22 protein-coding genes are annotated in these 22,649 nt (G+C 55.6%); 12 read left to right on the top strand and 10 right to left on the bottom strand.

Annotation, left to right across the window (positions count from 1 at the left end; translation table 11 throughout):
* Window position 1 precedes the first annotated feature (1 nt).
* From DEU53_RS12230 to DEU53_RS12205, 6 genes are all read right to left on the bottom strand, one after another.
* The gene (locus DEU53_RS12230) at window positions 2-619 is read right to left on the bottom strand and encodes a glutathione S-transferase family protein (RefSeq protein WP_101761859.1); all 618 of its coding nucleotides are present in this window, start codon (window positions 617-619) and stop codon (window positions 2-4) included.
* A 129-nt stretch (window positions 620-748) separates the two neighbouring features.
* Window positions 749-1,261: a ferritin-like domain-containing protein gene (locus tag DEU53_RS12225; protein ID WP_110867270.1), complete on the bottom strand. Its 513-nt coding sequence runs from the start codon at window positions 1,259-1,261 to the stop codon at window positions 749-751.
* A gap of 70 nt (window positions 1,262-1,331) precedes the next feature.
* Window positions 1,332-1,514 carry a general stress protein gene (locus tag DEU53_RS12220; RefSeq protein ID WP_110867269.1) on the bottom strand — a complete coding sequence of 61 codons (183 nt, stop codon included), beginning with the start codon at window positions 1,512-1,514 and terminating at the stop codon, window positions 1,332-1,334.
* Window positions 1,515-1,929: 415 nt separating this feature from the next.
* Window positions 1,930-3,336, bottom strand: coding sequence for an MFS transporter (locus DEU53_RS12215; protein WP_110867268.1), 1,407 nt, complete (start codon window positions 3,334-3,336; stop codon window positions 1,930-1,932).
* A 161-nt stretch (window positions 3,337-3,497) separates the two neighbouring features.
* Window positions 3,498-4,586, bottom strand: a complete 1,089-nt coding sequence (locus tag DEU53_RS12210) for a tartrate dehydrogenase (RefSeq protein ID WP_110867267.1) — start codon at window positions 4,584-4,586, stop codon at window positions 3,498-3,500.
* Between the two features lie 18 nt (window positions 4,587-4,604).
* Entirely contained in the window at window positions 4,605-5,915 is a 1,311-nt protein-coding gene (locus tag DEU53_RS12205) for an MFS transporter (RefSeq protein ID WP_110867266.1), read from the bottom strand.
* 129 nt (window positions 5,916-6,044) lie between these two features.
* On the opposite strand from DEU53_RS12205, the gene DEU53_RS12200 reads away from it, so the two are divergent.
* From DEU53_RS12200 to DEU53_RS12145, 12 genes are all read left to right on the top strand, one after another.
* A complete protein-coding gene (locus tag DEU53_RS12200; protein ID WP_110867265.1) occupies window positions 6,045-6,953 on the top strand; it encodes a LysR family transcriptional regulator in 909 nt (302 codons plus the stop codon).
* A 207-nt stretch (window positions 6,954-7,160) separates the two neighbouring features.
* Window positions 7,161-8,120 (top strand): LysR family transcriptional regulator, encoded by a 960-nt coding sequence (locus DEU53_RS12195; RefSeq protein ID WP_199559714.1) that lies wholly within the window; start codon window positions 7,161-7,163, stop codon window positions 8,118-8,120.
* A 351-nt stretch (window positions 8,121-8,471) separates the two neighbouring features.
* Window positions 8,472-9,926, top strand: a complete 1,455-nt coding sequence (locus tag DEU53_RS12190; protein ID WP_110867454.1) for an NAD(P)-binding domain-containing protein — start codon at window positions 8,472-8,474, stop codon at window positions 9,924-9,926.
* A complete protein-coding gene (locus DEU53_RS12185) occupies window positions 9,923-10,405 on the top strand; it encodes a CMD domain-containing protein (protein WP_110867263.1) in 483 nt (160 codons plus the stop codon). The genes DEU53_RS12190 and DEU53_RS12185 overlap by 4 nt, the downstream gene beginning before the upstream one ends.
* Window positions 10,402-10,968 carry a peroxidase-related enzyme gene (locus tag DEU53_RS12180; protein ID WP_110867262.1) on the top strand — a complete coding sequence of 189 codons (567 nt, stop codon included), beginning with the start codon at window positions 10,402-10,404 and terminating at the stop codon, window positions 10,966-10,968. Before DEU53_RS12185 ends, DEU53_RS12180 begins: the two co-directional genes overlap by 4 nt.
* A 10-nt stretch (window positions 10,969-10,978) precedes the next feature.
* Complete coding sequence (locus DEU53_RS12175) at window positions 10,979-11,716, top strand: amino acid ABC transporter ATP-binding protein (protein ID WP_110867261.1); 738 nt, start codon at window positions 10,979-10,981, stop codon at window positions 11,714-11,716.
* Window positions 11,717-11,736: 20 nt separating this feature from the next.
* Window positions 11,737-12,552: a transporter substrate-binding domain-containing protein gene (locus DEU53_RS12170; RefSeq protein ID WP_110867260.1), complete on the top strand. Its 816-nt coding sequence runs from the start codon at window positions 11,737-11,739 to the stop codon at window positions 12,550-12,552.
* A gap of 82 nt (window positions 12,553-12,634) precedes the next feature.
* Window positions 12,635-13,321, top strand: coding sequence for an amino acid ABC transporter permease (locus DEU53_RS12165; RefSeq protein WP_154155525.1), 687 nt, complete (start codon window positions 12,635-12,637; stop codon window positions 13,319-13,321).
* 15 nt (window positions 13,322-13,336) lie between these two features.
* Window positions 13,337-14,029, top strand: coding sequence for an amino acid ABC transporter permease (locus DEU53_RS12160; protein WP_110867259.1), 693 nt, complete (start codon window positions 13,337-13,339; stop codon window positions 14,027-14,029).
* Between the two features lie 172 nt (window positions 14,030-14,201).
* Complete coding sequence (locus DEU53_RS12155; protein WP_110867258.1) at window positions 14,202-14,747, top strand: helix-turn-helix domain-containing protein; 546 nt, start codon at window positions 14,202-14,204, stop codon at window positions 14,745-14,747.
* Between the two features lie 38 nt (window positions 14,748-14,785).
* A complete protein-coding gene (gene fabF, locus DEU53_RS12150) occupies window positions 14,786-16,048 on the top strand; it encodes a beta-ketoacyl-ACP synthase II (RefSeq protein WP_110867257.1) in 1,263 nt (420 codons plus the stop codon).
* A 191-nt stretch (window positions 16,049-16,239) separates the two neighbouring features.
* On the top strand, window positions 16,240-16,662 hold the full coding sequence (locus tag DEU53_RS12145) for a MarR family winged helix-turn-helix transcriptional regulator (RefSeq protein ID WP_110867256.1): 423 nt from the start codon (window positions 16,240-16,242) through the stop codon (window positions 16,660-16,662).
* On the opposite strand, the gene DEU53_RS12140 is transcribed toward DEU53_RS12145, so the two are convergent.
* The 4 genes from DEU53_RS12140 to DEU53_RS12125 form a co-directional block, all read right to left on the bottom strand.
* Complete coding sequence (locus tag DEU53_RS12140; RefSeq protein WP_101761876.1) at window positions 16,645-17,058, bottom strand: ester cyclase; 414 nt, start codon at window positions 17,056-17,058, stop codon at window positions 16,645-16,647. The two genes, DEU53_RS12145 and DEU53_RS12140, sit on opposite strands and share 18 nt — an antisense overlap.
* A gap of 198 nt (window positions 17,059-17,256) precedes the next feature.
* On the bottom strand, window positions 17,257-18,321 hold the full coding sequence (gene uxuA, locus DEU53_RS12135; RefSeq protein ID WP_110867255.1) for a mannonate dehydratase: 1,065 nt from the start codon (window positions 18,319-18,321) through the stop codon (window positions 17,257-17,259).
* A 118-nt stretch (window positions 18,322-18,439) separates the two neighbouring features.
* On the bottom strand, window positions 18,440-19,144 hold the full coding sequence (locus DEU53_RS12130; protein WP_110867254.1) for a response regulator transcription factor: 705 nt from the start codon (window positions 19,142-19,144) through the stop codon (window positions 18,440-18,442).
* Window positions 19,141-22,365, bottom strand: coding sequence for a transporter substrate-binding domain-containing protein (locus DEU53_RS12125; RefSeq protein ID WP_233501757.1), 3,225 nt, complete (start codon window positions 22,363-22,365; stop codon window positions 19,141-19,143). The genes DEU53_RS12130 and DEU53_RS12125 overlap by 4 nt, the downstream gene beginning before the upstream one ends.
* Between the last annotated feature and the right edge of the window lie 284 nt (window positions 22,366-22,649).

Genomic DNA, 22,649 nt, shown 5'->3' with positions numbered 1-22,649 from the left:
CTCAGGCGATGCTGCGCAGGCCAGCCGCAGTTTGAGGGAAGGGCACAAAGCCCGGCAGCGCTTCGATGCGACGCAACAGCGCGTTCACCGCCGGATAGCCGGAGAGATCGACATTGCCTTCTGGCGCACCCACGATATAGCTGTACTGCGCGACGTCGGCGATAGTCGGACGATCGCCGACCAGCCATTCACGGCCTTCGAGATGCTGCTCAATGCGTGACAGCACCAGATGCGCGCGGGCAATCACCTCTTCTGGATTGAACGGGCGGCCAAATACGGTAATCAAACGCGCCGCGGCTGGACCAAAGGCGATATCACCGGCTGCCACGGTGAGCCAGCGCTGTACCGCCGCCGCGCCCAGCGCATCTTCCGGCAGCCATTCGCTGCGACCGCTTTTCTTCGCCAGATAGACCAGAATGGCGTTGGAATCGGCAATAAACACGCCGTCATCCTCCAGCACCGGCACCTGACCAAACGGATTCATGGCGAGGAATTCCGGCGTTTTGTTTTCGCCAGATTTGAGATCAACATCGATGACTTCATGCGGTAAATCCAGCAGCGACAGGAACAGACGTGCGCGGTGAGCATGACCAGAAAGCGGGAAGTGATAGAGTTTCATGTTGCGGTTCCTTAGGTGTTGCTCGGGATAATCCCGAGCCTTGCCATAAGGTTCGCACAGACAATTTAGCGGCAGAATAGCCGGGTTAGCGAAGTCATTGTTGCGAAAAATGGAAGAATCGTGCCGGAGCTACTTCTTAGCTTCCACGCCTGGCGTAGCGGAGCGAATCAAATACTGTTCGGTCACGTCCGGCAAATGCGTCAAGGTCCAGTCGGCCATGGCGATTTCCTGCTCGCGGATGCGCGAGAAGATATCGGCACTTTCGTGATCGTTGAGATGCTGCGCCGCCGCAATCAGTGAGGTGTAACTGGCAATCTCAAGGTGCTCAAACACGTGGCCGCTGATCGCGCCTTTCACCACTTCATCTTCCACCATCACGCCGCCAATCGACTGACCGAAAGCGGAGATTTTGCCGGCGAGATCTTTCAATACCGATTGAGAAGTGGAGTAGCGATCGATCACGCTCTGCACCAGCGTCTGATGTTCACGGGTCTCAACAATATGCTGTTCGATACGCAGTTTAAGGTCGAGATAGTGTTCAAGGCGCGAGGCCATTTTTTCCAGCATGCTTTCAGCCTGTTTTTCCATGGCATGGGCATCTTTTACCCAATCGAGAAAGTGCTCTTCGCTGTTGTGGCTCATAATATTTTCCTGACAAATAAATAAAAGGAGATTGCGGCTGTTGCCGAATTACCGGCCAGCCGCAATAACGTTATGCGGGAGATTTATCGACGACTCGACGGCTTTTTTTACCGCCTTTTCGTCCCGCTTCAATCGCACGCTCTGGATTATTACGAAAATTGCCGCCGCTTAATTGGCCGCCTTTTTTACCCGCTTCGCGGGCTCTTTCCGGGTCCATGGCAAAATTGCCAGAACCGCCACGTGGTGTTGTCATAATGAATACCTCAGATAAAGGGGATAACGCATATTTCATTTGCTACTTAAGGTTAGCTCTAAAAGCCAAACGTACAACCAATTGCAATTAGGAATTATCCTAAGAGGATTGAAATCGTTAAGTTATTTTACATGCCTAAAATAATTTGATTTGGCAAAAAAGATAATTAAAGCTTCGCGATTAATGGGTGAGAGAAAATAATTGACCGCTGCGCTTATAACTTTTTTCTCTTCCAACGTGATGAAATAAATTAACATTCCTGATGCTTTTATTTATTTCTCAGACAGAGAGTGGCGACCAGACCATTAGCCATAATCTTAAAAGGGGTTTAATAAATATAAATGCTAATAAAAAAGGGATTATTTTAAGCGAAGCGCACTATTTCTGTTTTTTAACCATAAATAGTGCGTTGGGATTATTTTACCAGCACCTGCGCACCGGCGTTTTTCTCCAGTCGCATTACGTCAAATAGCGACAGCAGCACCAACAGCGCCACACCGGCGAAGGCGATATGAATATCGCTTTGCGCAATCTCGCTATGCTCCTGCCATAGCATGGATGCGCGCAGGAACAGCGCCGCCAGCGCAATACCCGCGCTCATGCTGAACTGGAAGAAGATGCTGAACACCACCGAGGCATCGCTCATCTTGTTTTGCGGCACATCGGCGAAGCCCAAGCTGTTGTAGCAGCTGAACTGCAGCGAGCGCGACAGCCCGCCAACAAACAGAATCGCGGCAATCGCGAAGTAGCCCAGCGACGGATTGAGCAGCAAGCAGCCGAGCATCGCCGCAAGGCTGATCATGCCATTGAACATCAGCACGCGACGAAAGCCCCAGCGCTTCATTAACCAGGTTGTCGCTGGCTTCATCGCCAGGTTTCCGGCAAATACCCACAGCACCATCGCACCGGCCTGCGCCGCGCTCCAGCCAAAGCCAAGCTGAAACAGCAACGGCAGCAAATAGGGCACCGCGTTGATCGAGGCGCGGAAGAACGAGCCGCCAATCACCGCATTGCGGAAGGTGGCAATTTTCATCGCGCTAAACGGCAGCAGCGGCTGCGCATGGCGGAAGCTGTGACGATACGCCAGCCAGCTGCACAGCATGCCCAGCAGCAGCAACGGAATGCCAAAACTGAGATGCATCTGTCCCAGCGCTTCCAGCGCGATAATTAATGAGGTGCAGGCGGTGGCGGTAAGCACAAAGCCGCGCACATCAAACGGCCGCCGCTGTTCGCTTTTAAACTGCGGCACCAGATAAGCGGTGGCGATAATGGCGAGGATGCCGAGCGGAATATTGAGCCAGAAAATCCACGGCCAATGGCCGTAAGTGACAATCAAACCGCCCAGCGGCGGGCCGAGCACCGGCGCAATCAAACCCGGCCAGGTAATAAAGGCGATGGTTTTCACCATCTCCTTTTTCTCCGTGACGCGCAGCACTACCATGCGACCGACCGGCACCATCATCGCGCCGCCAATCCCTTGCAGAATGCGGCTCAACGTGAACATCGCGAGCGTGTCGCTCAATCCACACAGAATCGACGCGAGGGTGAAAATCAGGATCGCGCTGGCAAACACCGTACGCGCGCCAAAGCGCTCTGCCAGCCAGCCGCTCATCGGAATAAATACTGCCACCGCCAATAAATAGGCGCTGACGCCAATGTTCAGCGCCACCGGGCTGGAAGCGAAGTCGCGCGCCATCTGCGGAATCGCGGTGGTGATCACCGTGGCATCGAGGTTTTCCATAAAGAAGGTCACGGCGACCAGCAACGCTAACAGCAGGGTGCGATGGGAATTCGGTCTGGCTTCTCTGCCTGAGTCGATCATGCGAGGTCCTGCGAAAACAGAAGGATGCAAAGACTTTTAATGAAAAGCGCAGCAGGTGCAAATCAAAATCACAGAATGTATAAGTCTTAGCGGCGCAATTCATTGCTCGATGAATCGCGCCGCTAAGCAATGTGCGATGACAGGATGCGCACTGGATAAAATCAGATGGTTTCTGCCACGGTAGCTTTTGCCTCAATAAACGCTATCACCGCTTTCGTCACCTCTGCGGTATTCGCTGTGCCGCCAACATCCGGTGTCAAAATGCCCTTAGCGCAGACATATTCAATACCTTGCATAATCAGCGCCGCAGCATCCCGCTCGCCGAGATGCTCCAGCATCTGCACCGCCGTCCAGAACGTGGCGATTGGGTTGGCGATGCCTTTGCCGGTGATATCAAACGCCGAGCCGTGAATCGGTTCGAACATCGACGGGAAGCGACGTTCAGGATCGATGTTGGCGGTGGGCGCCACGCCTAAACTGCCCGCCAGCGCGCCGGCCAGATCCGACAGAATATCGGCGTGCAGATTGGTGGCGACAATGGTATCGAGGCTCTGCGGATGCAGCGTCATGCGATGCGTCATCGCATCCACCAGCATTTTGTCCCACTGCACGTCCGGGAACTCCTGCGCCACTTCGGCGGCAATCTCATCCCACATCACCATGCCGTGACGCTGGGCGTTGGATTTGGTCACCACCGTCAGCAGCTTGCGTGGACGCGACTGCGCCAGTTTGAAGGCATAACGCATAATGCGCGTCACGCCAACGCGGGTGAAGATCGCCACTTCGGTGCCGACTTCTTCCGGCAAACCACGATGCGCGCGCCCACCATTACCGGAATATTCGCCTTCTGAGTTTTCCCGCACAATCACCCAGTCGAGATCGCCGGGGCCGCGCTTGCGCAGCGGCGAGGTGACGCCCGGCAGAATTTTGGTCGGACGCACGTTGGCGTACTGGTCAAAGCCCTGACAAATTGGCAAACGCAAACCCCACAGCGTGATGTGATCCGGCACGTCGGGCGCGCCGACCGCACCAAAGTAAATCGCATCAAAGGTCTTCAGCGTTTGCAGGCCATCTTCCGGCATCATTACGCCGTGTTGCTTGTAGTAATCCGAGCCCCAGTCAAAGGTTTGCACCGCAAACGTCAGCTGCGGATCGTGACGCGTCAACGCGTGCAGCACGGCTACGCCAGCAGAGATCACTTCCGGGCCAATACCATCCGCAGGAATCGCGGCAATTGAGTAGTTACGCATGATGTTTCTCCAGTTAGGTCAATGTGTATGAGGATGAGCAAGCTCTGCGGGATGCGGTGTTTTGCCGCGGGCAGAGAGAATCAGAACCACAATCGCCGATAGCACCAGCAGCCCGGCAACAAAATAGAGGCCCCACGTATAGCTGCCCGTTTGCTGACGGATCACGCCAATCATCATCGGGCCGACAAAACCTCCGAGATTACCGATGGAGTTAATGGTGGCGATGCCCGCCGCAGCGGCCGGTCCGCTCAGGAACAGCGTCGGCATGCTCCACAGCGGCGGTTTGGAGGCGCTGATGCCGACGGTGACCAGCGTCAGGGCGATAATCACCGTAAACAGCGTGCTGACGTTCCCGGCATAAATCAGTCCGGCAGCCGCCAGCAAACAGGCACCGATAACATGCCAGCTGCGCTCTTTGGTGCGGTCCGAATGGCGCGCCCACAGAATCATGCCGATCACGCCCAGTACCGCCGGGAAGGCGTTGAGGAAACCAATTTCTATTGAGGACGCGCCGAAGCTGCGGATGATTTGCGGTGACCAAATGCCCAACGTGTACAAGCCTGCGGATGTGCCGAAATAGACCAGCGCCAGCGCTAACACACGCTTATCCATCAGTCCGCGCCAGGCGCTGCTGTGGCTTTGATTGGCCGCGCGCGCCTGTTCTTCGGCCTGCATGGTCTTTTCCAGCCACGCCCGTTCTTCATCGGTGAGCCACTTGGCTTTCGCCGGGCGATCGGTGAGGTAAAACAGCACCACGATGCCGAATATCAGTGCCGGTATCGCTTCCAGCACAAACATCCATTGCCAACCGGCGTAGCCAAGCAGGCCATGCATCTCCAGTAATGCGGCGGAAATGGGCGAACCTAACGCAGTGGAAAGTGGGGCCGCAGCCATAAAGATGGCGGTAACCTGCGCACGTTTCGCCGCCGGGAACCAGTAACTGAGATAAAGGATGATGCCGGGGAAGAAACCGGCTTCCGCTACGCCAAGCAGAAAGCGCAGCAGGTAGAAGCTGGTGGTGCCCTGCACAAATGCCATGCAGCCGGAAACCAATCCCCATGTGATCATGACGCGCGCAATCCAGATGCGGGCGCCGACTTTATGCAGAATTAAATTCGACGGCACTTCAAACAGAAAATAACCGAGGAAAAAGATTCCAGCGCCAAAGCCAAATACCGTGGGCGAGAAACCTAAATCCTGATTCATAGTTAATGCAGCAAAACCAATATTGACGCGATCGAGAAAAGCGATGAAGTAGAGCAGCATGATGAAGGGCACAATGCGTAACGTCACTTTACGCATCACCCTTTTTTCGAGGTGAGAGTTCATATTAAAGTGCTCCAGATTGTGTAGGGTGGTGTTATTTTTTGTAATCGAGTTCAGTATGCAGTTTTGCTTTGGCTTATCATCAGATGTGGATTATATAAACTATTTGCATAATCAACGGGTGAGGGGAATGTGGATATAAATCAATTGCGTTGCTTTGTTGCGGTCGGTAAAGAACTGCATTTTGGCCGTGCCGCACAAAAGATGGAAATGATGCCTGCGTCACTTTCTCGCTTCATTCGTTTACTGGAAGAGGACCTCGGCGTGCGTCTGTTAAATCGATCGACGCGTAATGTTTCATTAACTGCCGAAGGCGCGCTCTTTTTTGACGACGCCAGCAAATTAATCGATCAATTTGATGCGCTGGCGAAACGTTTTAAAGTGGGATTAAAAGATGAACGCCGCACATTACGTATTGGTGCGATTGATAGTGCCGCGCGTGGATTAGTTCCGGCGTTACTTAATTTATTTGTTCCGCTGCATCCGCACAGCGATATTCATATTATTGAAGACAAAACCATTAATTTAATTCCGAAATTAAAGTCGGGTTGGCTGGATATGATTTTTATTCGCGAGCCGCAAAGTATTGATGCGTCATTAGCGGTGCGCTTTATCACGCGCGAAAGCTGCGTGCTGGCGGTGCCGATTCAGCATGCGCTGGCGGATCGTGAACGGGTGGCGGTGGCTGATTTTCAACACGAAGCGATGATCATTCCAGACCGGCGCACACGCCCGCACAGTCACGATCTCACCATGAGCCTGTTTAAACTGGCGGGATTCACGCCGCACATCGCGCAGTTTGCCGAAGAGAAACAAACCATCCTGAGCCTGGTTGCTGCGGGGCTGGGATTGGCGGTGGTGCCCGCCTCGTATCGCACCATGAACAGCGACAGCGTTAGCTATATTGCGCTGGATCTGCCGGAGCAGATTAAAGGATTGCCATTGAGCATTGCCTGGCAGAAGGGCAACGAAGATCGGTTTCTGCGCGAGATGCTGCGCCTGTTGCATGAGCATCAGCGTGAGCTGACGGAGAAGTTGTGATTTCCCTCACCCTAACCCTCTCCCGGAGGGAGAGGGAACTGGCCGCTGCGGAGTCTAACAATTCCCTCTCCCGCCTGCGGCAGAGGGCCAGGGTGAGGGGCAATGCGCACTTTCCACCCTGTGGCTAATTCCCACCACTCTCTCTATGATGAAAACTTTCCCGCGCCAATGTCGGGAACGATCAATGAGTTAGGGAAAAATTGCGCGATGACCATTTTAAACGACCTGGATTTGCGGCAGCTGGAAGCCTTCTCGGCGGTGATCTCTGCCGGTAGCGTCACGGCGGCGGCGAAGGCGCTCAATCGCTCGCAGCCGGCGGTGTCGCGTTTGATTCAGGAACTGGAACAATCGCTGGGTTATCCGCTGTTTATCCGCAACGGGCCGCGCATTCATCCTTCGGAAGAGGCGTTACAGCTGCATCAATACGTGCAGAAAGCGCTGCTCTCGCTGCAGCAGATTCGCCTGCGCGCGCAGGAGATCGCCCATCAGCAGCATCGTCCGCTGAGCATCGCCGCCACGCCGGCATTGGCGGCGGGTTTGCTGCCGCAGGCGCTGGCCGCGCTGAATCTGCAGAACAAAGTGCAGATCATCAGCGAATCCGCCGTGCAGACGGCACATGCGGTGATCACTGCCGAAGCCGATCTCGGTTTATGCAGTTTGCCGCTGGAGCATCACGCGGTGGAGCTGCACTGGATTGGCCAGTCGCAATGCGTGGTGGCGCTGCCAGAGCATGACGAGCTGGCGGCGCAATCTCAGCTGTCGTTGAGCAGCCTGGCGGGACGCCGTTTGATTGCACCGTGGAGCCCGCAGCGGTTGCGCGGGCGCTACGAAAAGGCGCTGAAAATGGTCAAAACGCCGCTGCACGAAACCATCGAAACCAACTCCTCCGCCAATATTCTTGGCTGCGTGCGCGCCGGGCTGGGCGTGGCGATTCTCGAACCGGTCACCGGTTGGGGCATGCCGCTGGCCGGTGTGGCGATCCGTCCGATTGAGGAGGATATTCCCTACTACTTTGGCGTGATCACGCCGCAGGGAAGACAGATTTCAGCTGCCGCGCAGGCGCTGGTTGAGGCGTTAGCCAGCGTGGCCGCCGATTTGCTGCCGGGTTTTGAGCGTCTGCCCGCCAGCGAGCATCCGCGTATTATGCGGTTGATTAATCAGGATTAAATATCTCACCCCAATCGTATTTTGTAGCGGCGCAATGTTTTGCGCGATAAATCGCGCCGCTACGGAATGTACGTGATTTCAGTCATCAGCCTGCGTAGGAAAATCTTCTTTTAAAAGCCTTATAACATTTCCGGCATAAGATATAAGAAATCCATTGGTCAAAAGCTGAGCGCGATTATTGACTCTGTTTTAGGGCAAGAGGATTATGCGAAACCTTAGCTCTTACTATGTGATTTAGTGATTAATGACCATTAACTATGTGTTATCAGGATAATGGAAATGCACAATCACTTACGCGATTTGGTGGTTTCGTCCGCACCCTGGCCGCCGCTTATTTCTGGGAAAACATGTATGACTTATGCCGCCGATGGCCTTGCCGCGCTGGAAGCTCAGCTTCAGCAGGATCTGGAATATCTTGAACTGCCCGCTAAATCCTGGGTGCCCGAGCGCACGCAGGATGGCGCACCCGTGCGTGACGTGGTGGTGATCGGCGCGGGCATGTGCGGGCTGGCGGCGGTGGCGAAATTGCAGTTCAGCGGCATCAGCAATGTGGTGGCGTATGACGCCGCACCCGCCGGGCTGGAAGGTCCGTGGGTGACCTTTGCGCGCATGGAAACGCTGCGTTCACCTAAATCTCTACAAGGCCCGGCGCTCGGCATGGCGCAACTGACGTTCCGCGCGTGGTTCACCGCGCAGTGGGGCAAAGAAGCCTGGCAAGCGCTGGATAAAATTCCCAAAGCGCAGTGGATGGATTATCTGATTTGGTATCGCAAGGTGCTGAATCTGCCGGTGCGCAACAATGTGCGCGTCACCCATATTGGCTTTGCTGGCGATCTGATTGCGCTCGATGTAAGCGGTGCCGAAACCGGCCGCATATACACTCGCCGCTTGGTGCTGGCCACCGGACGTTCTGGTCTTGGCGGCTTCGCCGTGCCGGATTTCCTGCAAGGTATTAGCCGCCAGTTCTGGGCGCACTCCGCTGACGACATTGATTTCTCAGCCCTAAAAGGCAAACGCATCGCGGTGATTGGCGCAGGTGCATCGTCAATGGATAACGCCGCCACCGCGCTGGAAAACGGCGCGGGCGCGGTGGATCTGCTGATTCGTCGCAAGCAGATGCCGCGCATAAACAAAATGACCGGCATCGGCAGTCAGGGCGTGGTGCACGGCATGCATCAGCTGCCGGACGCGTGGAAGTGGAAGTTTGTCGATTACACCGCCACCACGCAAACGCCGCCGCCGCGCTCCTCGACGCTGCGCGTATCGCGTCATGCCAATGCTCGCTTCTTGCTTAATTGCGGCATCAAAGCGGTTAAGCAAGAGGCCGATGGGCTGCTGATCGAAACCACGCAAGGCGCGCTGCGCTACGACTACCTCATTGCGGCTACCGGCTTTAGTAACGATTTCCACGACCGCCCGGAGTTTGCCGCGCTCGCGCCACATATCCGCAGCTGGCGCGACGGACGTTATCAGCCCGAAATGGGCGCGCCGCGAGCTAATCTGCTGGAAGCGCCGGATCTCGGCCCCGCCTTTGAATTCCGCGAACTGACACCAGGCGCATGCCCGCTGTTGGCGCACATTCACTGCTTCAACGATGCCGCGATGCTGACGCACGGCAAAGTCTCCGGCGATATCCCGGCGGTGAGCGCCGGTGCCGATCGTCTGGTGCGCGGCATTACCGCTTCGCTGTTTGCCGAAGACGTCGAGCAGCATTACGCCAACTTACAGGCTTTTGACACCCCTGAATTGCAGGGCGATGAATGGGTGGATTCTACGCCCTTACTCAACCAGGAGAACGCGCAGTGAGTGACGCAATTGATCGCGCAGTCGGTTTAAACGCTGAAGATGCGCTGTACGGCACGCGCCGCCTGCGCCCGGAATTTGTTGACGGCGCGGAGCAGTGCCGCATCTCGGTGCTGGCACCCAACGACGATCAGGGCTTAGCGCCGGATGTGCGTTTAGCGCTGGCGCAGCGCATGGCGCAGCTGAATAACGATGCCGCGCTGCAACAGGATTATCAGACGCAGCTGGCGGCGTTGCAGCCGTCAGAGGCGCTGCTGGCGCTGGCGGCAGGCGCCACCGATCTGCCAGAACCGCTGGCGACCATCGCGCGCCACGCCGATCTCATTACCCAGCAGCCAATGCACGCCACCGAGCAGCACATTCGCCTGCTGGAGCAAGCCGGATTGAGCAATTCACAGATTGTGGCGCTCTCCGAGCTGATCGCTTTTATTAACTTCCAGACGCGCGTCGCGGCCGGATTACGTTTGCTGAGGTCTGCATGATTCCGTCGGTTAATCTCAAGCCGCTGCACTGGCATCCGTATATTGCGCCGGTTGAGGTAGAAGAGGCCACGCCCGCGCAGCTCGATGCGATGAAAGTGACGCCATCCAACAAGAAAATCTCCGAATATGTGCGCACGTTAGCGCACGATCCCGACAGCTACGTGGCGCGTACCGTGCTCTTCAACGCCATTATGTATGTCGATGGCGGGCTGGATCGCGCGGATCGTGAACTCGGCGCGCTGGGCGCGTCGATCGTTAACGGCTGCAAATATTGCGCGGTGGTGCACGCGCGTCGCCATGCGCAGCTGGCCGAAAGTGATGCAGTGGTGAGCGCCATCTACTTTGATCGTGCGGATGTGCTCGGCGAGCGTGATGCGGCGATCTACCGTTTTGCCCGTCGCCTGTCGGTGACGCCGTCAGAAGCCAGCGCCGAAGATATGGCGGCACTGCACGCGGTCGGCATGAACGATCAGGAGATTATCGATCTGATCCACGCCATCGCCATTTTTGGCTGGGCTAACCGTCTAATGCATGTGCTTGGCCATGCTGACCTGAACAAATAAGGGCTGCTGCATGTTAGAACTCAACGATATTAAGCTCTCTTACGGCAGCACGCCGATCCTGAAAGGTGTCGATTTGTCGGTGAAACGCGGCGATGTGGTGTCGATCATCGGGCCAAGCGGCACCGGTAAAACCACGCTGTTGCGCTGCATTAACTATCTGGCGAAACCGGCGGCGGGCACCATTCAGCTCGATCAGATCCGCATGGATTATCAGGCACCGGATAAAGCGGCGATCCAGGCGATCCGCCTGCGCACCGCGATGGTGTTTCAGCAGTTCAACGTGTTCAAAAACATGACGGTGCTGGAAAACGTGATGGATCCGCTGATCGTCATTCAACGCAAAAGCAAACAGCAAGCGCGCGATATCGCCGTGCAGGAGCTGGAGCGCGTCGGATTGGGCGCCAAACTCGATCACTATCCGTCGCAGCTTTCCGGCGGTCAGCTGCAGCGTACCGGCATCGCCCGCGCGCTGGCGGTGCGTCCTGATGTGATGTTGTTTGATGAACCGACCTCATCGCTCGATCCGGAGCTGGTGGGCGAGGTGCTGAAAGTGATTAAAGATGTGGCGTCCTCCGGCATTACCTCGCTGCTGGTGACACACGAAATGCAGTTCGCCAAAAGTATCTCGAACCGCATCGTCTTTATGGATCAGGGCGTGGTGGCCGCGCAGGGCAGCCCGACTGAGATGTTTGATAATCCAACCCTGCCGCGACTTGCTCAGTTCCTCAATTCAGAACGCGTATTCTAATAATTAAAGGAATCAACGACATGCCTGCAATCAAAACCACTTTACGTCGCCTGGCCGCGCCTGGCATCATCGCGCTGGCACTCATCAGCGGTAACAGCTTCGCCGACGCGGTGCGCACTATCAAAATCGCCACTGCGGCGGAGTCTAAACCGCTGTCGTGGGGCGCGATTGGTCACGAGCCGCAGGGCTACGAGCCGGACGTGCTGAAAGCCATCAACGCTAAACTGCCGCAGTACAAATTTGTGATGGAAGGTGCGGCGGATATCGCCCAGGAAACGGGCCTCGCCACCGGCAAATATGACATGGCGACCGGCGGTTATTACAAAGCGCCAACGCGCAGCAAACAGTTCCTGATCCCGGATGCGCCGATCGGTGCCAGCCTGATGAAGATCTACAGCCGCAGCGATAGCACCATCAACAGCATGAAAGATCTGGTCGGCAAGAAGATTGTGCCGGTTACCGCAGGCGGCGGCGTTTACAAATTTGTGACGCTGTGGCAGCAGGACAACCCGAACGACAAAGTTGAGATCAAAGCTTCGAGCGCAGGCGTGCCTTATCCGGATCGTCTGAAAGAGGTGCAGCGTGGCAAATATGATGCGCTGATCCTGCCTTCGAACCTTGGCGAGCAAACGGTGATCGACAACCAGAAACTGGCGATCAAAGCCAGCGAGCCGGTTGCCATTAACAACACTTACGTGCTGATTCACCGTTCAGCCGAGAACCAGGCGCTGAACGATGACATCAACAAAACGCTGCAACAGCTGAAAGCGGACGGCACGCTGGATAAGCTGGCGCAGAAGTGGTTTGGCGAAGACGTCACGAAGTACATGAAGTAAGGATTCACTAAAGCTGCGCCCGGTGCTGAGCCGGGCGTTGCTTCATTGTTAGCAGGAGTGTTTCACCGTGAATCTGACTTCGATGATTCCCGAGCTGCTCTCGGCGCTGCCGTTGACGCTTGGCATAATGTTTGTCGCGATGATCGTCGGGTTCTTCCTGGCGCTGATCGCCACCGTATTCCGCGTGCGCCGCATCCCGGTTATCAGCCAGTTTGTGGATTTGTACGTCTCATACGCGCGCAGCGTGCCGGTGGTGCTGCAGCTGTTTGTCGCGTTTTATGGCTTGCCGCTGGTGGCCGAGCAGTTTGGCTTCAGCGATTTTGTCACCGCCAACATCGCGGCGATGATTGGCCTGAGTCTGTATCACGGCGGTTATCTGTCGGAAGTGATGCGCCCGGCGTTTCTCGCCGTGGAGAGCGGCCAGCATGACGCCGCCGACAGCATGGGCTACAGCTTCCGCCAGAAAATGCTGCGTATTGTCGGTCCGCAAGCGGTGCACTATGCGCTGCCGGGTTACGGCAATGCGATTATCTATCTGATTCATAACGTGGCGCTGGTGATGTACATCGGTGCGGCGGATGTGATGGCGACCGCGCATCTGATCATGGAACGCGACTACAACCAATATCAGTTCGGCACTTATCTGGTGCTGGCGGTGCTCTATTCGCTGCTGTGCGGCGTGGCCTGGTTGATTATCCGTTTCTTCGAACAACGTCACGCGAAGTACAGCTCGAAAACTGCTGCACGCGTCAAATTCACCAGCGTCTGATAAGGGAGAGAAACCATGTTTGATCTTGAGGTTTTACTGCCGGACTTCTGGAGCATTCTCGATGCGGTGCCGGTGACGCTGCTGATGGCGGTGACGGTGTTTATCTGTTCAACGCTGCTCGGCGGGCTGTTTGCCTTTGTTGAACATCGCCGCCTTCCGGTGCTGCGTCAGTTGGTGATCGCCTACAAAATTGCCTTTAAAGGCGTGCCGATGGTGGTGGTGATTTTCCTCGCCTATTACGGTTTGCCGCCGGCGCTGGATTTCGTCGCCACGCTGTTTGGCGTGAAAGTGAATGCGCACTCGCTGCCGAACTGGGTGATCATCATCGTCGCCCTGAGCGCCTGCGTCGCGGCGTTTCAGGCGGAAGTGTGGAAGGGCGCGCTCAACTCATTTGATAGCGGACAATCGGATGCAGCGCTGTCGCTCGGTTACAGCGGCGGCCAGCTGTTCCGCCGCGTAATGTTCCCGCAGATTATCGTGGCGGCGATTCCTGATCTGGCGAACGCCTTTATGGTGATCATGAAAGCGCTGTCGCTGGCGTTTGCCATCGAAGTGGTGGATATCTTCGCCCAGGCGCAACTGACCGCGGCGCTGAATTTCTACTACCTCGAAGCCTTCCTGGTGGCGGTGGTGTTTTACATGGTGATTGCCTATGTGGTGACCAAGATCGCCGATAAGATTGAGGCGAGATTGCGGGTACGGACCTGACCAAATCCGCGCGATAAATCGCGCCGCTACGATCAAGTGCGCCCAACCGTAGCGGCGCACTTTATTGTGCAAAGAAGCCATCGCCAAATCACTTTCACTCTGCAAGTTACTTGCAAAATGAAAGTCACTCTGCAACAGTATCCGCCATCAAACCGATGCGGGATAGCCAACCTTGAAAAACCAAACGCTCCACAACATGCCTTGTCCCATCGCGCGCAGCCTTGGGCGCATTGGCGATGGCTGGAGCATACTGATTATGCGCGATGCGCTGGCCGGTTTTACGCGCTTCGATGAGTTCCAGAAAAGCAGCGGTGTAGCGCCCAACATATTGTCGCGGCGGCTGAAAGAGCTGGTGGACGATGGCTTGCTGGAGAAGGTGTGTTACAGCACCAGCCCGGCGCGCTTCGAATATCACCTGACGGCCGTCGGTCGCGATTTTCGCGGCGTAATTCTGGCGCTCACCGAGTGGGGCAGCACGCATTTCTCGCCGGAAGGTCGCCAGATGCAGCTGGTGGAAAGCGCTACGCAGCGTCCGGTGAAGATGCAGCTGGTCGATAGCGAAAACGGCCAGCCGCTGACGCTGGATAACTATCAGATGGTGCCCGGCCCGGCAGCGGAGCCGGTGATGCACTATCGCCATGATTATCTGCAGAAAAAACGCGCTGGAGATAACACCCAGAAATTTGCGCCGCCGCCGCTGCACCAGCCGCAGTCATAACGGCAACGCGCAAGTATCCGCAGATTAAGGAATGAAAAATGAAACGAATTGTCATTACCGGCATGGGGCTGGTATCGCCGCTGGGCTGCGGCACGGAAGCGGTTTGGCAGTCGCTGCTAGCGGGGAAATCGGGCATCAGCGCCTTGCCGCCAGAGATGGTGCAGGATATCGCCTGCAAAGTGGCGGGACAGGTGCCGACGCTGGAGCAGGATCCCCAGCACGGTTTTAATCCCGACGGGATTATCGCCGCCAAAGATCGCAAGAAAATGGATCGCTTTATCGAGTTCGCGCTGGTGGCGGCGCATGAAGCGCTGACGCAAGCCAACTGGTTCCCGCAGGACAGTGCGCAACAGCAGCGCACCGCCACGGTGATCGCCACCGGCATCGGCGGCTTTAACGAAATCGCCAACGCGGTTGAAACCACCGCCGAGCGTGGGCCGCGTCGCTTGTCGCCGTTTACCATTCCTTCGTTTCTCGCCAATCTGGCCGCCGGACACGTTTCGATTGCACACGGTTTTCGTGGGCCGATTGGCGCGCCGGTGACGGCGTGCGCGGCGGGTGCGCAGGCGATTGGCGATGCAGCACGGCTAATTCGCAGCGGCGAAGCGGATATTGCGCTGTGCGGCGGCACCGAAGCGGCGATCCATCGCGTGAGCCTGGCCGGATTTGCCGCAGCGAAAGCGATGTCGGGCGGCTTTAACGATCGTCCAGAGCAGGCTTCGCGTCCGTTTGATCGCGACCGCGACGGTTTTGTGATGGGTGAGGGCGCGGGATTGCTGGTGATTGAATCGCTGGAACATGCGCAGGCGCGCGGCGCGACACCGCTGGCGGAGCTGGTGGGTTACGGTACCAGCGCGGACGCTTACCACCTCACCGCCGGCCCGGAAAATGGTGAAGGGGCACGCCGGGCAATGGAAACCGCGCTGGCGCAGGCGGGCATTACGGCGAGCGAGGTGCAGCATATCAATGCGCATGCCACGTCGACGCCGGTCGGCGACAAGGGCGAATTGGCAGCAATTAGCTCGCTGTTTGCTGGCAGCAAGGTGGCAATCACTTCCACCAAATCGGCCACCGGACATCTGCTCGGTGCGGCGGGTGGCGTGGAAGCGATCTTCTCGATTCTGGCGCTGCGCGATCAGGTTGCTCCGCCGACGCTCAATCTGCAGCATCCGGATGAAGCGGCTGTTGGGCTGAATCTGGTGGCACTCAAGCCACAGCCGACGGCAATGACCTATGCGCTTTCCAACGGTTTTGGCTTTGGCGGCGTGAATGCCAGTTTGTTGTTTAAAGCCTGGCAATAGGTTTCCTAATGCTCGTTAGTTAAGACATGAAAACCCTTAATCACTGAGAGCACACATTGTAGCGGCGCAATTCATTGCGCGATAAATCGCGCCGCTACGAAATGTGCGGTGATTTGATAGGGTGCTTAACTGAGGCATTAGGCAATAGGTTTCCTATAATGGACCGACGATAGCGCGCAGGAATCGCCCCTTTGAGCACTGAAAATGAAACCCAGCAGCTGGCGGAAGAGCTCCGTAAGATGGTCAGTCATTTGGTACGTAACGTCCGCGTCAGCACCGCGACCGTGCGCACCTCGCAATATGAAACCTTAGATCTGCTCGACAGCCATGACGAGCTTTCTATCGCCGATCTCGCGCGGCTGCGCGGCGTGAAGCATCAAAGCATGCGATTAGTGATTAACGAACTCGAGGCGCAAGATTTGGTGCTGCGACAAAAAAGCGCGCAGGACGCGCGGGCGCAGGTGATTGTGCTGAGCGATCAGGCGCGCGTTGCGTTGGCGGCCGCACGTCAACAGCGTGCCGACTGGCTTGCGGCGCGCATCAATGAAACACTCGACCAGCAGGATCGCGACGATCTGCAAAAAGGGCTGGCTGCGTTACGCAAACTGCTTTAACTGCGTCATCACCGCCGCCAGCGTGTTCATGCCCCAATGTTCCGCGTATTTTCCCTCTTCAATACGCACCATATCGATCACCGCGATCGTTACAGGTAAACCGGTGGGCGCGATGCCCATCAGCGATCCGCTGTGAACGCCGGTTATTGTTTTGCGCGTGGTGACCCAATCGCGCTCGGCGATTTGATCTTCAATGTGCACCTGAAGATGGGAGAAAGCGGGGCGCAGGATCTGATCGAAGGTGTGCCAAAGACTTTCGCGATCGCTGGGCGCGCCGGCTGGCGCTGAGCGGTTAATGAAGTTTTCGCCAACGAGCTGATCGAAAGCCTGGCGATCGCCTTCGGCAATCACCTGCTGATTGAATCGACGCACAACGGCTTTGTTATGTTCTGACACGGTGATTCCCCGCTGAATATGTACAGTTTGACTGTATATATTTAACGGCAAGTGGGGAAGGCGAGTTTGTCAGGTTGTGCGGTGATTATGGTGCGCGCTGATGCCCTCACCCCGGCCCTCTCCCACGGGGAGAGGGAGCAAAAAGTTCCTCTCCCGCTTGCGGGAGAGGGTTAGGGTGAGGGACAAAGCGCATCCAACTCAGCGCTTACTCAGCGCTTCCCACAATCCCAGCAGATAGGTGGTGCCTAGCGCGCGGTCGTACAAACCGTAGCCCGGACGGCCGGTTTCGCCCCAGATAAAGCGGCCGTGATCCGAACGGATGTAGCCATCAAAGCCGTTGTCATACATCGATTGCAGCACTTTATACATATCCAGCGAACCGTATTCGGTTGGGTGCGCGCATTCGTAGAAATCTTTATCCCGAATAATCTTGATGTTACGCACATGGGCGAACGGAATACGTTTGCGGCGCGAGAACTCCGCCAGAATGGCGTACACATCATTACTCGGATCTTCGGCAATCGATCCGGTACATAGCGTGATGCCGTTAGCCTCGGAATCGACCACGTTACAGATCCAGTCGAGATCGTCGCGGTTCTTCACCACGCGCGGCAGGCCGAAGATCGAATACGGTGGATCGTCCGGGTGGATCGCCATCTTCACGCCCACTTCTTCACATACCGGGATCACCGCTTTCAGAAAGTAAGCGAGGTTTTCACGCAGCTTAGCGTCATCAACATCTTTGTATTGGGCAAACAGATCCTGCACTTTTGCCAGACGCTCCGGTTCCCAGCCCGGCAGGGCGAAACCATTGGCGTTGCCCAGTACTTCCTGCACCACTTCGTCGAGGCTCTTATCAATGCCTTTCTTCTCGAACGCCATGGTGAGCGAGCCGTCTGGCAGCACGTAGTTCATGTCGGTCTTCATCCAGTCAAACACTGGCATGAAGTTGTAGCAAATCACTTTCACACCCGCTTCGGCCAGGTTACGGATGCTCTGCTGATAATTTTCGATGTAACGATCGCGGCTTGGCAGACCGATTTTGATGTCGTCGTGAATGTTGACGCTTTCGATCACTTCCACGGTCAGCCCGGCGGCATGCACCTGCTTAACCAGCGCGTTAATATTCTCTTTCGGCCAGGTTTCACCTACCGGCACGTCATACAGCGCGCCCACGACGCCGCGCACGCCCGGCACCTGACGAATATATTCCAGCGAAACTTTATCTTCTTTCGGACCAAACCAACGCATTGTCAGTTGCATAATGTCATCCACCGTTATCGTGTCTGTGATAACTGATAAACTACCATTCTAGTAAACATCATGACAGCGCAGCGCGGCCAATAAGCCTTGATCCGCGTCACAGAACACAATTTATGCATCAGTGATGCAGCACAATTTCACCGAAATGCTCTTTATATTTGAATAATTCCAAATCAGATCGCAGACCCAATTTACGCAGTGCAGTCTGTTTTTGCCCGCTGATGGTTTTACGGCTGCGCGCATATTTTCCGGCGATTTGCGTAATGCTTAATCCATCCAGATAGCAACGGATCACCTCGATCTCACGTGGGCTGAGATTGCGCAGCAGCAGCGTGATATCTTCGCCAGTTTGACGCGGCAATAAATAGTCATGCATTTCCCTATCGCTTTCCTGAAACTTATCCATCTCCAGCAGCATATCGGCGGTGAGAAAACGCTTGTTACGGCATACCTGATGCAGGGCGGAAATCAGCACTTCCTGATCTTCACTTTTACCCACAAAACCATGCACACCCGCTTTTAACAGCAGTTGCACTATTGCCGGTTTTTCAACTGCCGAGGAGATCAGGATTTTTAAATCGGGATATCGCGCGCGCAGCTGTTTCACCATCTGCAGGCCGTCGAGTTCGTCCTCGCCAAGCATGTAGTCCAGCACCAGCACGTCCACTGAATGACGCTGTAGAAATGCCATCAGCTGCTGGCGTTGTGAAAAAGCGCCAGCCAGGTCCAGCAGCGCTTCCTGCGCCAGACGATACTGAATTGCTTTGCCGATCAGGGGATGATCGTCTAATACGACAACCTGCCAGATTGCATCTTGTTTCATGGTTTCACCTCATTATCAGGATTATTTTTTAGTGCGTGGAGGAAGATCGCTTCCAGTTCGGCCACTGCTGTAGCGACTGCGGGAATCAGCTGCTGCAGGAACGCACTCTCTCGTTGTTCGGCTGCCTGCTCGGCGGCGAGGCAACTCTGTTGTAGGCTTTCAGCGCGCAGTAATTTGGCGCTGCCAAGTAATTGATGTGCAGCGTGGTGTGCACCAGGGAAGTCCTCCGCCATGGCAGCTTGCTCCAGTTGTGCAAGATCGCGCGCATTTTGCTGCTGAGCGGTGGTGACCAGATCGCGCCAGGCTTGCGGATCATTGGCTGCGAGGTTTTCCAGGGTAAGCAGGGTTTCATTGCGCACACTGCTGGCAGCGCTGCCAGTGACCACTCGCAGCAGCTGGGTGCGCTCCAGCGGTTTAAACAGGCAACCATCCATGCCAGCCTGCGTCGCGAGTTGTGCAACACGCTCTTCTGCCATCGCCGTCAGGCCATAAATCGGGACTGCGCGGCGATTCATTAGCTTCTCCTCAATACGTAACTGGCGGGTAAATTCAAAGCCATCCATGCCTGGCATATTGCAATCGGTAATCACACGATCAACGTCATGTTCGCGCCACAGTGCCAGCGCCGTTTCACCGTCTTCTGCCACCAACACATGATGCCCGGCGTAACGCAACTGTTGTGCCAGCAGCAGGCGATTGGTGGCGTTGTCATCCACAACCAGCATTCTTAAGGATGCGTGCACAACGTCATCAACTGGCTCAGCTTCTGCTTCAGTCAGCGTGGCGGGCTGGGCGATGAAGCGCAGCATAAACACGCTGCCCTCATCGGGCTCGCTCTCTACATGCAGCTCGGTTCCCAGCATCACCGCCAGACGGCGACAGATGTTGAGACCCAGTCCGGTGCCACTGACGCGATTAGTGCCCTGATCCACCTGAACAAAGGGCTCGAAAATCGCCTTTTGCTGTTCTGGCGTGAGACCCACCCCACTGTCGCAGACTTCCAGTACGTATTCGGGTTTAGTGATATCTGCCTGGTAAAGCGCCACTTCAACTTCACCCCGCGCGGTAAACTTAATGGCATTGCTGACCAGGTTCGCCAGGATCTGCTTCAACGCCACGGGATCGAACAGCACGCTGTCCTGATCGATATCCAGCATGACATTGAGCGCCAGCCCTTTATTTAGCGCCACCTGACGGAATAGCGCTTCAGTGTCGTAAACCACATCGCTCAGTGACATCGGCATGTGGCGAATGCTGAAATGACCGGATTCGATTTTCGCCAGGTCGAGAATATCGCCGACCAGCGAGAGCAGTGAACGAGAAGATTCCCACGCCAAATCGATATTCTTTTGCCGCTGCGCTTCGTCGCTCTGACCTAAATGTTCAATCTCCAACAGGCCAATCAGTGCCGCCAACGGCGTGCGGATTTCATGGCTCATATGTGAAAGGAAAGTACTTTTCGCCTCGCTGGAGCGCAGTGCCGCACGCTTCGCTTTACGCACGTCCTCTAACAAGGTTTCGATCGTGTGCAGTTGGTCACTGATTTCACGCTCGTGCTGGCGCTGCCTCGCCAGCGACGATTTCAGCAGATGGTTGCGCCACAGGAAAAAAAGCAGGCAAATGCCGGCCACCGCAGCAATACGCAGCACGTAACTGCGATAGCTCTGCCAGGACGTGCTGGTGGCGGGCGGCGTGTACTTGATCCAGCGCTCCATCAGTGACTGCATGGTTGGCTGCGGAATATCGGACAGCGCTTTATTCAGGATGGAATTCAGATGCTCATCCGCCACATTGGTGGCCATCGCCATGCGAAACATCGGCAACGGTGCGACAAACGCCACTTTGAAGCGATCGTTGAAGTGGTTATTCAGCAAATATTGCGCCGATTCGTAGGGCACGATAAAGCCGTCAACCTCTTTGTCCTGCAGCTGCCCGAGGGAGTCGAGCGAAACCGCATTTTCACTAAAATCGATGGTTGGCCAGCGGCGACGCAGATCAAAGCGATAATAAGAACGCTCGTAGATGCCGATGCGTTTCCCTGTCATCTCATCGAAACTGTGCCAGTTACTGTCGCTGCGGGTCATCACCACCCAAGGCGAATAGACATAAGATCGCGTGTATTGAATCTGCGGGCTCTGCTTTGACGCGCCGTCACTCACCACAATCAGGGAATCGCGTTGATTAACCAACGCATCGCGCATGTTGCTCAAGCCCCGCATTGGGTTGTAATGAAAACGAATACCGGTGCGTTGCGAGATGAGATTTAACAAATCAACGCTGAGTCCGGCGACACGCTGTTTGCTGTCGAGAAAGGTGAAAGGCAGATGTGTAGGGTCGTAATTCACCGTGATATCGCGGTGCTCCGCCAGCCATTTTGCTTCGGCTTCGCTAAGGTCCAAAGGATGATTCTTCACCACCGACTGGTAATCAAGCCCCCAGGCTTCGGCAATTTGTACGGCATTACGTAGCGGGATATTTTTAAGAATTTCATTAATGGCGTCGATCAGCTCAGCATTGTCCGCGCGGGCGGCAAAGCGCGCATCCACATCATTCATGTAAGGCGTGCTATGGCCTTCAATGATGTTCTGCAAGCCGCGCTGCGACAAATAACGCTGCGTGGCGGAGTTGCTCCAGAAAACCATGTCCTCATTGAAAGCGGTATCGGTATAGGCCCAGAGCGGCGGTGAGGCGGGCGCTAATGTGGCTTCGGGATAGCGTTTATGCAGCAGCGCTTTCAGTTCGTCGTCACCGTAGTACATCAGGCGATAGCGGCTGTCATTCAGCTGACGATCAAATTTTGCCTGGCGGCGGCTAATCAACACGCTTTGCGCCAGCGAATAGGGAATACTCAGCGCCAGTTTGGTTTCATGATTAGCAGCCTGCGGGTAGTAAGGAATTAAATCGACTTGCTTGTTATTGAGCGCGTTAACCAGATCGAGACGGGTGTTATAGCGCTTAACTTCGACCGGGCGATTCAGCGTTTTCGCGATGATGGCCAGATAATCGGCGGACAGTCCTTCAAAGGTGTCCTCTTCGAATTCAACCGAATAGGGCGGTAACGTATGGCTCCATACGCCGATGCGCAGCACCGGATGACGTTTTAGCCACTGCTGTCCCTCTGCATTCAGCGTCACTTCAGGGGAAACCAGACCGTAACGCGGCGTGAATTTTAAGGTGGTGGCGCTCCAGGCCGACAGGCAAAAGCCCAACAAAAAAATCATGCTAAAAATGCGTTTGCCCACGAATTGATTCTCAGTTTTCTTTGCTGCTTTAGGCACTGCCGTGCGGCGGTGCGGCCCTCTGGCTGCGCTTTAATGCGCCAGTGCCCCTTCACAGCGGCACGAAGCTCAACGGTTATTAAATGCTTTTTAAGAAATTTCTTACGTATGTAGGCGGGGCTTACTACAGGCTGGTACTTAAGTAAGTTAAGTCAGCTGTTTTGACAGGAAACTTTCGACGTAACTCCTGAAGTTTCTCCAATTTGCCGCTGCTAATCGGCTTTTCA

Source organism: Pantoea sp. AG1095 (assembly GCF_003208415.1).
Classification (GTDB): domain Bacteria; phylum Pseudomonadota; class Gammaproteobacteria; order Enterobacterales; family Enterobacteriaceae; genus Pantoea; species Pantoea leporis.
Note: the sequence above shows the minus strand (reverse complement) of the source record. Positions and strands in the feature narration are given on the sequence as shown.